This is a genomic window from Frondihabitans sp. GW821-FHT04F02, from assembly GCF_059420045.1.
In genome coordinates this window covers 80581-93804 of record NZ_JBWKSZ010000005.1, presented here as the reverse complement: position 1 = coordinate 93804, position 13224 = coordinate 80581, and the positions used below count along the sequence as shown (strand labels likewise).

Sequence of the window (13224 nt, the reverse complement as noted above, 5' to 3'; positions counted from 1 at the left end):
CAACCCCCTCACCACCATGAACAGAAAGACACGATCATGACAACGACGTCTGCAGGCGCCACGACCCGGGAGGCCGGTTCCGGCCGCGTCCGGGTCCAGAAGTTCGGCGCGTTCCTCGCCGGCATGGTGATGCCCAACATCGCGATCTTCATCGCGTGGGGCTTCATCACGGCCTTCTTCATCGAGACCGGATGGACTCCGGTCGGCGTCCTCGGCGGCTTCGGGACGACCGACGGCGTCGCCAACGTGGGCGTCGTCAGCCCGATCCTGACCTACCTGATCCCGCTGGCCATCGCCATCCAGGGTGGCCGCATGGTCTACGACATCCGCGGCGCGGTCGTCGGCTCGATCTTCACGATGGGCGTGATCCTCGGGTCCGACTCGACGATGATCCTCGGCGCCATGATCTGCGGCCCGCTCGGCGCGTACCTCGTCAAGCGGATGGACCGCCTCTGGGACGGCAAGATCAAGCCCGGCTTCGAGATGCTCGTCAACAACTACTCGGCGGGCATCCTGGGCTTCGGTCTCTTCATGGCCGGCTTCTTCTGGCTCTCGAAGCTCTTCAGCGTGATCGTCGTCGGCCTCGGCAACGCGGTCGAGGGCCTCATCAACGCCCACCTCCTGCCCCTCGCGAGCCTCTTCATCGAGCCGGCCAAGGTGTTCTTCCTGAACAACGCCATCAACCACGGCGTGCTCGACCAGCTGGGCGCCCAGCAGGTCAAGGAGTCGGGCAAGTCGATCCTGTTCCTCCTCGAGGCGAACCCCGGCCCCGGCCTCGGCATCCTCCTCGCCTTCACCTTCTTCGGTGTCGGTGCGGCACGCGCCTCGGCTCCCGGCGCGATCATCATCCAGTTCTTCGGCGGCATCCACGAGATCTACTTCCCGTTCGTCCTGCAGAAGCCGATCATGTTCATCGCCGTCATCCTCGGTGGCGCCACGGGTGTCGCGACCAACGTCGCCTTCGGCTCCGGCCTGACCGGTCCGGCCTCGCCCGGCTCGATCATCGCCGTCCTCGCCAACACCTCGCGAGACAGCTACCTGGGCGTCATCGCCTCGGTCGTCCTCTCCGCCGCAGTGTCGGGTGTCGTCGCATCGTTCTTCCTCATCGCGACCCGCAAGCGCGACCTGGCCGCCGGCGGCGGCGACATGTCGGACGCCCTCGCCAAGATGCAGGCCGCCAAGGGCCGCGACGCCAACGCCGCGACCGCGGGCGTCTTCGCCGGCTCCACCGCTCCCGCCACGGAGGAGGAGGCCGAGGCCACCTTCGGCGGTGTCGGCAGCGCCACCACCACGAGCACCGCCACCCGCGTCGAGAACATCGTGTTCGCCTGCGACGCCGGCATGGGCTCGTCGGCCATGGGCGCCAGCGTCCTGCGCAACAAGATCAAGAAGGCCGGCATCGAGGGTGTGACCGTGGTCAACAAGGCCATCGCGAACCTCACGGGCGACGAAGACCTGATCATCACGCAGCAGCAGCTGACCGACCGCGCGAAGACCATGAACCCGGGCGCCCAGCACGTCTCGGTCGACAACTTCATGAACGCTCCGCAGTACGACCAGGTCGTCGACCAGCTGGCGAACCAGAAATAACCAAAGAAAGTAGCATCTGAGACATGACTGATTCCGTCCTCCAGAAGAGCCAGATCAAAGCCGAAGGCACCGCCACGACCAAGTCGGAGGCGATGCGAGAAGCCAGCGAGATCCTTCTGGAGGCGGGATCGGTCACAGCCGACTACCTGCCTGCGATGATCGAGCGCGAGAAGAGCGTGTCGACCTACATGGGCAACTTCCTCGCCATCCCGCACGGCACGAACGACGCCAAGGACGCCATCCTGAAGTCGGCGTTGTCGTTCACCCGCTACTCGACGCCGATCGACTGGGACGGCAACCCCGTCCACTTCGTGGTCGGCATCGCGGGCATCGAGAACCAGCACCTCGAGATCCTGTCGAAGATCGCCATCATCTTCTCCGACGACGACGAGGTGCAGGCCCTCCGCGACGCCGCGGGCGTCGACGAGATCTTCGCCCAGCTCGAAGCGGTCAACGAGTGACCGCTGGCACCGCGGTCCACTTCGGCGCCGGCAACATCGGGCGCGGCTTCGTCGGGCTCCTGCTCCACGAAGCCGGCTACGAGGTCGTCTTCTCAGACGTCAATGCCGAGTTGATCGACGAGCTGAAGGCCGCCGACTCGTACGTCGTCCACGAGGTGGGCGAGGGCGCTGCCGACCATGAGGTCACCCGCTTCTCGGCCGTCAACTCCGCCGCCGATCCCGACGCCGTCGTCGCCGCGGTGGCCTCGGCCGCTGTGGTCACCTGCGCCGTGGGCCCGAACGTGCTCAAGTTCATCGCTCCGGCGATCGCCGCCGGGCTCCAGGCTCGCGACGCGTCGCTGCCGAAGGTCGCCGTCATGGCCTGCGAGAACGCTCTCAATGCGACCGACCGACTCGAGGAGTTCATCGTCGCGAACCTGCCCGGCGGCGCCGACGACGCCGCGCTCGGCAGGGCCGTCTTCGCGAACACCGCCGTCGACCGCATCGTCCCCGCCCAGGCGCCGGGCCAGGGGCTCGACGTCACCGTCGAGACCTACTACGAGTGGGCCATCGACCGGACGCCGTTCGGCGGAGCCGAGCCCGAGATCCCCGGTGTGCACTGGGTCGACGGTCTCGAGGCCTCGATCGAGCGCAAGCTGTTCACCGTCAACACGGGCCACGCGACGACCGCCTACTTCGGGTTCCTCGCGGGTGCGGACAAGATCTCGGACGCCATCGCGCTGCCCGAGGTGCGTGCCGCCGTCGAAGCCGTCCTCGGCGAGACGAGCGCCCTGCTGATCGCCAAGCACGACCTCGACCCGGCCGTACATGGCGACTACGTCGCGGCGATCCTCAAGCGCTTCGAGAACGCCGACCTGCCCGACACCACGGCGCGCGTCGGCCGCCAGCCGCTCCGCAAGCTCTCTCGCGACGAGCGCTTCGTGTCGCCGGCCGCAGGTCTCAGCGACCGCGGCACGACCCCGGTCGCGTTGCTCGAGGCCATGGGCGCCGCCCTCCGCTTCGACGTGGCCGACGACGAGCAGAGCGTCGAGCTCCAGGCGATGCTCGCCGACGCGTCGAGGAGCGACGTCGAGCTGGCCGTGGCGATCACGGGCCTCGACGAGGCGCACGCGCTGGTGGCGCCGTTCGCCGCCAAGGTGGGTGCGGCGCGCGCGTAGCTGTCATCCGGCCCGCGGGCCGGCTCGCACTCGGCCCCGCCGTTGCGGCACGAACCCGTCGTCTTTTCGGCGGGTTCGTGCCGATTCGGCGGGTTCTGCCGGTGGGGCGTCAGCCCCGCAGCCGAGCCCGCACCACGTCGCCGATCACGCCGTACACCCCGGCCTCCACGCCGAGCAGAGCCGGCGACGACTGCTCGCGCGCCTCGAGCAGCGGAAGCGCGGGGTCGAGCCCGTCGACACCCGGCACATCGGGGAGTAGCCGTCGCCCCACCGCCTCGCGGTGGAGCCCCAGCAGGGTGGCCAGGTGGTGCGGTTCGAGCACGTCGGCGACGACGGCGCTGAGCACGAGCCGGCCGACGGCCTCGGCGTCGGCCGGCGCAAGCGGCGGCACGGCGCCGTTCGCGGCGAGAGCCGCATCCGTCTGCTGCTCGACGCTGGCGAACACGCCGGGCCAGCCCCAGGCATCGGCGAGCACGTCGTAGGGTGCGGCGATGCCCAGACCAGCTCCCGGCAGCCAGGCCGGCGTGTAGCGCGGACTGCGCGGGAACCGCGCCAGGTCGTGCGCCCACGCCTCGTCATCGGGCCCGGCGGCTCCGGGGCCCGCCGTGAACGGGCTGCCGGGGTTGGCGTAGACGCGTCGGTCGTAGTTGAACCGGCAGGTGAAGCCGCCGTCCGCCTCCATCACGAGGCTCATCGACAGCCACGTGCCGCGTTCTGCGACGGCCATGTCGCGGCGGAGGCGGAGGCCGAGCTCGTCGACGGCGCGGGGCACTGGCTGCTCGGACGCGTGACCGCCGACGGAGAGGGTCTCGAGTCGGCGGCCTGCGAGTTCCGACCAGAAGAGACTCGCCTCAGCCCATTCGACCTCGGCGAGCGACGCGGCGACGGCCGACGCCATCTCTCTCTGCAGGGCGAGCTCATCGGGGCGGTTGTCGGTCTCGGCGTCCACAGCGGGCCTCTCGTGGCGGGGCAGGGGGCGGGCGCCTCGCTCGGTGAGTCGCAGGGCGTGGTCCGAGCGTAGCGAGTGGGGTGGCGCCTGCGCGCGAGGGGGCCGAGGAGTGTCGGACGGACCACGGGTGCGCGAACTGCGTGCCGCCGCAGAGCTCGCCCGGTCGCGGCCGGCCCCCCGGGAGTTCAATGGGCCGGGTGGGCACACCGATTCGCCATCCGCTGATCGACGAGATCACGCCGCATGCCGTGCGGGTGGCCAGTCGGTCTCGAGTGGTGCGTCTCACCCCGCCCCTCGCCGACCTGCTGTCGCGGCCGCCGCTGGCCGATCGCACGGTGGTGCTGGTGACGCCCGAGTCGGCTCGGATCACCATCGGCCTGCGCTCGGCGCTGGTCGCAGCAGGAGGGGTCTGGGCCGTCGAGACGCCGACCGGGTTCCGCGACGGCATCACGGGCGTCGACCGCGCCGACCTCGACGAGGCCGTGCTGGCCCCGGCGAAGGGAAACGATCCGGACGCCGACGGCGACCTCCCGACGGGCTCGCTCACCTCGGCGGACGCCCACACCACCCAGCTCAGCGTCGACGTGACGCTCCTGCACCGGCCGACGGACGACGTGATGCTCGGCGGCGCGCTCGAGACGATGGCGCTGGCGATCGGGGGCGGGCGCCCACGCGCCTGGGGCCTCGCCGAGCCTCTGGAGCACGGCTGGGACCGCTGGGTGCTCACGCAGGACGCCCGGCATCGCGCGCCCGATGCGTCGAGGTTCCTGGTCGAGGGCGACGGCTTCTCGGCCGCCGTCACAGCTCGGTTCGGCGGGCACGGCATCGAGGAGACGGTCGCCATCACCGCCGACGTGCCGGGCGCTTCGGCGGGGCTGGACGCGGCGATCGAGCGGCTGGGCGAGGCGCTCGCGATCCTGACCGTCCATTCTCTGCCCACCTTCGCGCTGGTTCTGGCGCGCGTGGGGGAGGCCGATCGCACGTTCCGCCCGGTCGAGTACCCGCCGCCGAATCCGGTCGCGCTGCTCATCGGCGCCCCGTCGGTGCGGCGGCTGGCGCTGCACGAGCGCGTCTTCGCCGACGACCAGGACGTCGTCGTCGTCGGCAGCGCGTCGCGCCCCGCCTACCTGCTGCCGCTCGGCACGGCGACCGACCCCGGCTGGGACCGCCTGCACGATGCGCTCGACTCCGTCGGCGGCGACCGCCTCACCGCCCTCGTGGCCGCGCCGCTGCTCCAGGCGTGGGAGGACGACCTCCACGGCGACCTCGACCTGCACGGAGAGCCGCATCCGCACGACCAGAAGCCCGGCGACACGGGCGCAGGAACTCGAGGGGGTCACCCGGGTGCCCCGTGAGATCACGATCCTCTCCCGCGGCGACCACGACCTGTTCTCGCTCGCCGAGGCCGCCGAGGCGATCCCGGGTGCCGCCGCCGTGCGCGAGATCGACGGGGGCTCGGCGCTGCAGGTGACCACCGCCACGGGTGTGCCGGTGCTGACCGTCTACCCGCCCCGCCTCATGCCGACTGCCGGCGAGGTCGCGCGCCTTCTGCCGGACGCCCCCGCCGTCGACCTGCCGACGTGGTGGTGCGACGCCGTGGCGCCGCTCAGCGACGAGGGGGAGATCGGGGTGCGGGTGGCGTTGCAGCTCGCCGTCGGGATGGGTGCTGTCTGTGTCGTCGCCGATTAGGGCCGGCCGCGGAGCACTGCGGCTTTGACCTCGGCGATGGCCTGTGTCACCTGAATGCCGCGCGGGCACGCCTCGGTGCAGTTGAAGGTCGTGCGGCAGCGCCACACACCCTCCTTGTCGTTGAGGATGTCGAGCCGCACCTCGCTTGCCTCGTCGCGCGAGTCGAAGATGAAGCGGTGCGCGTTGACGATCGCTGCCGGGCCGAAGTACTGCCCGTCGGTCCAGAACACCGGGCACGACGAGGTGCAGGCGGCGCAGAGGATGCACTTCGTGGTGTCGTCGAACCGGGCGCGCTGCTCGGCCGACTGGAGGCGCTCCTTCTCGGGCTTCGACGACGACTGCAGGAAGGGCTGCACCTCGCGGTAGGAGGCGAAGAACGGCTCCATGTCGACGACGAGGTCCTTCTCGAGCGGCAGGCCCTTGATGGCCTCGACGTAGACCGGCTTCGAGATGTCGAGGTCTTTCATCAGTGTCTTGCACGCGAGGCGGTTGCGGCCGTTGATGCGCATGGCGTCCGAGCCGCAGACGCCGTGGGCGCACGAGCGACGGAAGGTCAGCGAGCCGTCCTGCTCCCACTTGATCTGGTGCAGCGCGTCGAGCACGCGGTCGGTCGGCAGCATCTCGACCGAGAACTCCTGCCAGCGCGGCTCGGTGTCGACATCGGGGTCGAAGCGGCGGATCATCATCGTCGCGGTGAACTTCTGGATCGCGTCGGCTGCTGCCGGACGCTCTTCGAGGACGGTGCTCATCTCAGTACTTCCGTTCCATCGGCTGGTAGTTCGTGATGACGACCGGTTTGGTCGAGAGCTTGATGTGGTCGCCCGCGTCGGCCGAGTGGGCGTCGCCCGAGAGGTAGGCCATCGTGTGCACGAGCCACTTCTCGTCGTCGCGCTTCGGGAAGTCCTCGCGGAAGTGGCCGCCGCGGCTCTCCTGGCGTGAGAGCGCGGAGTACACGACGACCTCGGCAAGGTCGAGCAGGAAGCCGAGCTCGATGGCCTCGAGCAGGTCGGTGTTGAAGCGCTTGCCCTTGTCTTGCACCGAGATGTTCAGGAAGCGCTCGCGCAGCTCCTGGATCTTCTCGGTGACCGCGATGAGGGTCTCCTCGGTGCGGAAGACCTGGGCGTTGTCGTCCATGGACTCCTGCAGCTCGCGACGAAGGGTCGCGATTCGCTCGGTGCCGGTCGCTCCGCGCACCTGGTCGATCAGGCCCTTGACGAACTCGGCGGCGTCGTCGGGGAGCGGCGCGAACTCGGCCGTCTTGACGTACTCGACCGCGTTGTCGCCGGCTCGCTTGCCGAAGACGTTGATGTCGAGCAGCGAGTTGGTGCCGAGGCGGTTGGAGCCGTGGACGCTCACGCAGGCGCACTCGCCGGCGGCGTAGAGGCCGGGCACGACGGTGGTGTTGTCGGAGAGCACCTCGGCCTTGACGTTGGTCGGGATGCCGCCCATGGCGTAGTGCGCTGTCGGAAGCACCGGCACCGGCTCGGTGTAGGGCTCCACGCCGAGATACGTGCGGGCGAACTCGGTGATGTCGGGGAGCTTCGCGTCGATCACCTCGGGCGACAGGTGCGTGATGTCGAGGTAGAGGTAGTCCTTGTTGGGGCCAGCGCCGCGGCCCTCGCGGATCTCGGTGCGCATGCAGCGCGCGACGATGTCGCGAGGCGCCAGGTCTTTGATGGTCGGGGCGTAGCGCTCCATGAAGCGCTCGCCCTCGCTGTTGCGGAGGATCGCCCCCTCGCCTCGGGCGGCCTCCGAGAGGAGGATGCCGAGGCCGGCCAGGCCGGTCGGGTGGAACTGGAAGAACTCCATATCTTCGAGCGGAAGGCCCTTGCGCCAGATGATCCCGACGCCGTCGCCGGTGAGCGTGTGGGCGTTCGAGGTCGTCTTGTAGATCTTGCCGAAGCCGCCGGTCGCGAAGATGACCGCCTTGCCCTGGAAGACGTGCAGCTCGCCGGTCGAGAGCTCGTACGCCACGACGCCCGCGGGGCGCTTCTCGCCGTCGACCTCGGTCATGATGAGGTCGAGCACGTAGAACTCGTTGAAGAAGTTGATGCCGAGCTTCACGCAGTTCTGGAACAGCGTCTGCAGGATCATGTGGCCGGTGCGGTCGGCCGCGTAGCAGGCACGGCGCACCGGAGCCTTGCCGTGCTCGGAGGTGTGGCCGCCGAAGCGCCGCTGGTCGATCTTGCCCTCGGGCGTCCGGTTGAACGGCAGGCCCATGTTCTCGAGCTCGAGCACCGCGGTGATGGCTTCTTTGGCCAGGATCTCGGCCGCGTCCTGGTCGACGAGGTAGTCGCCGCCCTTCACGGTGTCGAAGGTGTGCCACTCCCAGTTGTCGTCCTCGACGTTGGCGAGGGCCGCGGCCATGCCGCCCTGGGCCGCTCCCGTGTGCGATCGCGTGGGGTAGAGCTTCGAGATGACGGCTGTCGAGGCGCCCGCGCCGGCCTGGATGGCCGCACGCATCCCGGCGCCGCCGGCGCCGACGATGACGATGTCGTGCTGGTGGTAGTGGACGCCGTCGATGGTGCGGGTCGGGGCGGTGGAGGAGTCGGGGATGTCAGACACAGGAACCTTCGAGAGTGGGGGAGCCGCTAGGAGAACGGCGTTACTGGGCCGGGCAGAACGACGGGAGGTCGCTCGGGAGGGAGCCGGCCGGGCACGGGTCGAACGTGTAGATGACCAGGGTGCCGAGGAGCAGGAGGACGACGCTGGAGGCCAGCAGCGCGATCAGCATGGTCTTGCGGACCTTCGGGTTCGACACGTAGTCGTTCACGATGGTGCGCATGCCGTTCGAGCCGTGGATCAGGGCGAGCCAGAGGAGCAGGGTGTCCCACACCTTCCAGAACGGGTTCGACCACTTGCCGCCGACGAAGGCGAAGTCGATCGCCTTGACGCCGCCCTGGCCGGCGATGAGGTTCGTGAACAGGTGCGCGGCGATCAGCGCGATCAGCAGCACTCCGCTGCCGCGCATGTAGAGCCATCCCCACTTCTCCCAGTTGACGCGGCGCTTACGCGTGACGGGGCGAGGGCTCCGGGGGGCTTCGATGGTCGAGGAGGTCATGCGCTACTCCGAGAAGATGTTCATCATCTGGCGGGGGACGAAGCCGGCGAGCAGGATCACCCAGAGGGCGATCACGATCCAGAACATGAGTCGCTGGTGCTTCGTGCCCTGGCTCCAGAAGTCGATCAGGATGATCCGGAGGCCGTTGAGGGCGTGGAAGCCGATCGCCGCGACGAGAGCCGTCTCGCCGAAGCCCATGATCGGGTGCTTGTAGGTGCCGATGACCGCGTTGTACGCCTGCGGGCTGACCCGGACGAGCGCCGTGTCGAGGATGTGCACCAGCAGGAAGAAGTAGATCGAGACGCCGGTGATCCGGTGGAGGACCCACGACCACATGCCCTCGCGACCCCGGTACAGCGTGCCCTGGAACCTGCTCGGGCGCGGAGGCGCCACCTTCGTGTCGCCATTCGGCGCGGGAGGCCCGGTGAGGACCCCTGTCTGCTCGGCCATGAGCAACCCTCCAAAACGGATCGGGGTGTGACGCGGTATCTGAACCATCCTAGGCACCCGTCCTGAGCGCCTTGGAGAGCGCTGAGGGGATTATCTCGATGCCGAGAGAGTTCCCACGGGCTGCGGCATCGCCGCGGCGGCGGCCCCGTAGTGCGCGATCAGCTCGTCGCCGAGGTGGGTCCAGGTGCGGCCGACCACCGCGCGCCGGCCGGCCTCGCCGAAGCGGGCGCGGAGGAGTGGGTCCTCGACCAGCGAGAGGACGGCCCGCCGCAGCGAGTGGTCGTGGCGCGGGTCGAACAAGAAGCCGTCCACCCCGTGCTCGACGAGGTCGAGGGGACCGCCGGCGGCCGGCGCGACGACCGGGAGCCCGGCCGCATGAGCCTCCTGCAGCGTCTGCCCGAAGGTCTCGGTCGTGCCGGCGTGCACGAACAGGTCGAAGGCGGCGTAGGCCGTGGCGAGCTCCTCGCCGCGGAGCGTCCCGAGGAAGACCGGGTCGAGCCCAGACAGGCGCCGGCCCAGCGAGGCGCGCGCGGGCCCGTCGCCGACCAGCACGAGCCTCATGCCGCGGATGCGCCGGAGGGCCTGCAGGCGCTCGAGCTCCTTCTCGGGGGCGAGGCGCCCGACGTAGCCCACGATCGCCTCGCCGTCGGGTGCGAGACGGGCCCGCAGTTCCTGCGCTGCCTGCTCGGTACGGCGGTTGGGATGGTAGAGCGCCGAGTCGACGCCGCGGCCCCAGGTCGCGACGCGCTGCACGCCGATGCGCTCGAGGTCGCGGCGGGAGGCCTCCGAGGGCACGAGCGTGAGGGTCGCATTGTGGTGCACCTTGCGGATGAGCTTCCACACGAGGGCGGTTCCGGCGGCGCCGAAGCCGTTGTGGCCGGCGTACTTGGCCATGTCGGTCTGGAAGATCGCGACGCTCGGCACTCCCATCCGCTGGGCGGCGGTGATCGCCTGCGCACCCAGCACGAGGGGAGACGCGGCGTGGATCACGTCGGGGTCGAAGCCGGCGAGCAGCGACGCCATGGCCGGGCCGGGGATCCCGACCGGGAACTGGCGGTAGCCGACGCTCGGCATGCGGTGCACGGCGAAGCCCGCGAAGCGGTCCGGGCCCTTGCCCGCTGGCGCGATGACCATGGCCTCGTGGCCGCGGTCGCGCAGATGCTCGAGCACCCGGCAGACGCTGTTGGTCACCCCGTTGACGGTCGGGAGAAAACTCTCGGTCACGATGGCAACTCGCATCATTCCACCTCATCCGCGCACAGAACCCGCTCGCTGAGGCGAACCTATGCGCCGCGTGTGACAGGGGAGTGGCGGGGCAGTGAACGCCGAATGGCGACCTGCCCGCAGCTGCTACAGGACGTCGTTGCGCCCCGACAGCTTGAGCGCGTCGACGACGCTCTTGACCCGCTGCGCGTTGGCGCTGGTGGTGACGAGCAGAGCGTCGGGGGTGTCGACCACGACGATGTCGCTGACGCCGATGAGCGAGATGAGCCGGTCGCCCTGGCTGACGACGATGCCCGACGACGAGTCGGCGAGCACGCGGGCGTTCTCGCCGAGGATCGCCAGGTCGGAGGCGCGCCCCTTCGAGTGCAGCTTCGCGATCGAGGCGAAGTCGCCCACGTCGTCCCAGTCGAAGTCGCCGGGGATGACGGCGAGTCGGCCGAGGGCCGCGGCGGGTTCGGCCACGGTGTAGTCGATGGCGATCTTCTCGAGGTCGGGCCAGACCTGGTCGACGACGGCGCCTCGCGCGGGGGTGTCCCAGGCGTCGGCGAGCTCGAGCAGGCCGGCGAGCAGCTCGGGGCGCGTCTCGCCGAGCTGCCGCAGCAGCACGTCGGCGCGCGTGATGAACATGCCCGCGTTCCAGAGGTAGTTGCCGTCGGCGACGTACTCCTCGGCGGTCTCGAGCTCGGGCTTCTCGACGAACGAGGTCACTGCTGCCGCGTGCGGGGCGCCGTCGATGGCGAGCGGCTGGCCGCAGTGGATGTAGCCGAAGCCGACGGCAGGCTCGGTCGGCGTGATGCCGATCGTCGCGATGTAGCCGGCGTCGGCGGCGACGATGGCCTCCTTGACCGCGCGCACGAAGCCGCGCTGATCGCTGATGACGTGGTCGGCGGCGAACGAGCCGATGATCACGTCGGGCTCGCGCTTGGCGAGGATGGCGGCGGCGAGACCGATCGCGGCGGTGCTGTCCTTCGGCTCGGACTCGAGCACGACATTGCGGTCCTCGAGGGCGGGCAGCTGGGCCTCGACGGCGGCGCGGTGCGAGCGCCCGGTGACGACCATGATCCGCTGCTCGCCGTTGATCGGGGCGAGGCGGTCCCAGGTTCCGCGAAGCAGCGTGGTGCCCGACCCGGTGAGATCGTGCAGGAACTTCGGGGCGTCTGCGCGGCTCAGCGGCCACAGGCGGGAGCCGATGCCGCCGGCCGGGATGATGCTGTAGAACCGGTCGAGTGCTGTCGTCATGCCCACACCTTAGCGGCGGGCACAACCCGGAACCCCTATCAGATTCGGCGTGACGGCGCTGTTTCACGATGGTCGCGGTCCGGTAACGCTTCGCGCCCGATCGGGGCGACGTGCAATTAGCCCTCGTAACTTTGGGTAACCTGCAAGACATCGCGCCCAGCGGCGAATGCTGGGCCACTTCTTCACAATCCCTCTGCATCGCGCAGAACCCGTCTTGGAGGACACAGTGACAATCTCCGTGCGAAAGGCCGTGTTCACCGGCATCGCCATGGTCGGAGCGACGGCGATCCTCGCCGGCTGCGGCTCGGCCCCCGAAGCGACGAGCACCAAGAGCGGCTCGGCGTCGAGCTACCTCCCGTGCATGGTCTCGGACGCCGGCGGCTTCGACGACAAGTCGTTCAACCAGCTCGGCAAGGAGGGCCTCGACGCCGCCGGCGACACCCTCGGCGTCACGCCGAAGGCCGTCGAGTCCGCCGACCAGACCGTCTACGCCTCGAACATCTCGAGCCTCGTCACTCAGAAGTGCAAGCTGATCATCACCGTCGGCTTCCTGCTCGCCGACGCGACGAAGGCCGCCGCCAAGGCGAACCCGAACGTCGACTTCGCCACCATCGACGACGCGTCGATCACGGCCGACAACGTGCAGCCGATCACCTTCAACACCTCCGAGGCGGCCTTCCTCGGCGGGTACGCTGCTGCCGCCTACTCGAAGACCGGTGTCGTCGGCACCTTCGGCGGCGCGCACATTCCAACCGTCACCATCTTCATGGATGGCTTCTATGACGGCGTTCAGTACTACAACGAGAAAAAGGGCAAGAACGTCAAGGTCCGCGGCTGGGACGTTGACAACCAGAAGGGCGGCTCGTTCACGGGCGGCTTCGAAGCCGGAACCGTTGCTAAGCAGACGGCTCAGTCGCTGATCGATCAGGATGCCGATGTCATCCTCCCGGTCGGCGGCCCGATCTACCAGAGCGCTGCGCAGGCCGCGAAGGACGCCAACGAGAGCGGTAAAGACATCGTCCTCATCGGGGCCGACTCCGACACCTACGAGACCGACCCCTCCAACAAGGCGCTCTTCCTGACCAGCGTCGAGAAGGGCATCAAGCCCGCGACCGAGGCCGTCATCGAGTCCGCCGCCAAGGGCGACTTCTCGTCGACCCCCTACGTCGGCACCCTGAAGAACGACGGCGTCGGCCTCGCCCCGTTCCACGACTACGCCGACAAGATCCCCTCGACCCTCGAGGGCGAGCTGAAGACGATCAAGGCGGGCATCATCGACGGCTCGATCACGGTCAAGTCGCCGGCCGCCAGCAAGTAGCGCCAGGGGGTCGGCCGCTCGCGCGGCCGTCCCACCCCAGGGCCCGGAGCGACTAACGTCGCTTCGGGCCCTTACGCCTGCCTGAC

Annotated in this window: 13 protein-coding genes; 6 read left to right on the top strand and 7 right to left on the bottom strand. The window is 69.4% G+C overall.

The features are described 5' to 3' along the window. Window positions 1–36: 36 nt before the first annotated feature. From AC07TY_RS14685 to AC07TY_RS14675, 3 genes are read left to right on the top strand one after another with little or no spacing between them, the layout of a single operon-like run. Complete coding sequence (locus AC07TY_RS14685) at window positions 37–1590, top strand: PTS mannitol transporter subunit IIBC (protein ID WP_494785785.1); 1554 nt, start codon at window positions 37–39, stop codon at window positions 1588–1590. Window positions 1591–1613: 23 nt separating this feature from the next. After that, a complete protein-coding gene (locus AC07TY_RS14680) occupies window positions 1614–2051 on the top strand; it encodes a PTS mannitol transporter subunit IIA (protein WP_123507313.1) in 438 nt (145 codons plus the stop codon). Next, window positions 2048–3208 (top strand): mannitol-1-phosphate 5-dehydrogenase, encoded by a 1161-nt coding sequence (locus AC07TY_RS14675; protein ID WP_494785784.1) that lies wholly within the window; start codon window positions 2048–2050, stop codon window positions 3206–3208. Before AC07TY_RS14680 ends, AC07TY_RS14675 begins: the two co-directional genes overlap by 4 nt. A 109-nt stretch (window positions 3209–3317) precedes the next feature. Here AC07TY_RS14675 and AC07TY_RS14670 read toward each other — a convergent pair whose 3' ends face one another. Next, window positions 3318–4157, bottom strand: coding sequence for a hypothetical protein (locus AC07TY_RS14670; protein WP_494785783.1), 840 nt, complete (start codon window positions 4155–4157; stop codon window positions 3318–3320). Window positions 4158–4354: 197 nt separating this feature from the next. Between AC07TY_RS14670 and AC07TY_RS14665 the strand changes: the two genes are divergently transcribed. Further along, window positions 4355–5512 carry a DUF6177 family protein gene (locus tag AC07TY_RS14665; RefSeq protein ID WP_494785782.1) on the top strand — a complete coding sequence of 386 codons (1158 nt, stop codon included), beginning with the start codon at window positions 4355–4357 and terminating at the stop codon, window positions 5510–5512. Beyond that, on the top strand, window positions 5502–5846 hold the full coding sequence (locus AC07TY_RS14660) for a hypothetical protein (protein WP_123507309.1): 345 nt from the start codon (window positions 5502–5504) through the stop codon (window positions 5844–5846). Before AC07TY_RS14665 ends, AC07TY_RS14660 begins: the two co-directional genes overlap by 11 nt. Here AC07TY_RS14660 and AC07TY_RS14655 read toward each other — a convergent pair. From AC07TY_RS14655 to AC07TY_RS14630, 6 genes are all read right to left on the bottom strand, one after another. Further along, window positions 5843–6595 carry a succinate dehydrogenase iron-sulfur subunit gene (locus tag AC07TY_RS14655; RefSeq protein ID WP_123507308.1) on the bottom strand — a complete coding sequence of 251 codons (753 nt, stop codon included), beginning with the start codon at window positions 6593–6595 and terminating at the stop codon, window positions 5843–5845. The genes AC07TY_RS14660 and AC07TY_RS14655 overlap by 4 nt on opposite strands. A gap of 1 nt (window position 6596) precedes the next feature. Further along, a complete protein-coding gene (gene sdhA / locus AC07TY_RS14650; protein WP_233580072.1) occupies window positions 6597–8411 on the bottom strand; it encodes a succinate dehydrogenase flavoprotein subunit in 1815 nt (604 codons plus the stop codon). A 40-nt stretch (window positions 8412–8451) separates the two neighbouring features. Then, on the bottom strand, window positions 8452–8907 hold the full coding sequence (locus AC07TY_RS14645; protein ID WP_494785781.1) for a succinate dehydrogenase hydrophobic membrane anchor subunit: 456 nt from the start codon (window positions 8905–8907) through the stop codon (window positions 8452–8454). A gap of 3 nt (window positions 8908–8910) precedes the next feature. Continuing rightward, window positions 8911–9357, bottom strand: coding sequence for a succinate dehydrogenase, cytochrome b556 subunit (gene sdhC / locus AC07TY_RS14640; RefSeq protein WP_123507306.1), 447 nt, complete (start codon window positions 9355–9357; stop codon window positions 8911–8913). Between the two features lie 90 nt (window positions 9358–9447). Next, the gene (locus AC07TY_RS14635; protein WP_494785780.1) at window positions 9448–10596 is read right to left on the bottom strand and encodes a glycosyltransferase family 4 protein; all 1149 of its coding nucleotides are present in this window, start codon (window positions 10594–10596) and stop codon (window positions 9448–9450) included. 111 nt (window positions 10597–10707) lie between these two features. Next, the gene (locus AC07TY_RS14630; RefSeq protein ID WP_123507305.1) at window positions 10708–11820 is read right to left on the bottom strand and encodes a mannose-1-phosphate guanylyltransferase; all 1113 of its coding nucleotides are present in this window, start codon (window positions 11818–11820) and stop codon (window positions 10708–10710) included. A gap of 226 nt (window positions 11821–12046) precedes the next feature. Between AC07TY_RS14630 and AC07TY_RS14625 the strand changes: the two genes are divergently transcribed. After that, complete coding sequence (locus AC07TY_RS14625; protein WP_494785779.1) at window positions 12047–13138, top strand: BMP family lipoprotein; 1092 nt, start codon at window positions 12047–12049, stop codon at window positions 13136–13138. The last annotated feature ends 86 nt before the right edge of the window (window positions 13139–13224 follow it).

Excerpts from the sequence above, each read along its gene's own strand:
- AC07TY_RS14685 (WP_494785785.1), top strand. The coding sequence starts at position 37 with ATGACAACGACGTCTGCAGGCGCCACGACCCGGGAGGCCGGTTCCGGC.
- AC07TY_RS14680 (WP_123507313.1), top strand. The coding sequence starts at position 1,614 with ATGACTGATTCCGTCCTCCAGAAGAGCCAGATCAAAGCCGAAGGCACC.
- AC07TY_RS14655 (WP_123507308.1), bottom strand. The coding sequence starts at position 6,595 with ATGAGCACCGTCCTCGAAGAGCGTCCGGCAGCAGCCGACGCGATCCAG.
- AC07TY_RS14645 (WP_494785781.1), bottom strand. The coding sequence starts at position 8,907 with ATGACCTCCTCGACCATCGAAGCCCCCCGGAGCCCTCGCCCCGTCACG.
- sdhC (WP_123507306.1), bottom strand. The coding sequence starts at position 9,357 with ATGGCCGAGCAGACAGGGGTCCTCACCGGGCCTCCCGCGCCGAATGGC.
- AC07TY_RS14635 (WP_494785780.1), bottom strand. The coding sequence starts at position 10,596 with ATGCGAGTTGCCATCGTGACCGAGAGTTTTCTCCCGACCGTCAACGGG.
- AC07TY_RS14630 (WP_123507305.1), bottom strand. The coding sequence starts at position 11,820 with ATGACGACAGCACTCGACCGGTTCTACAGCATCATCCCGGCCGGCGGC.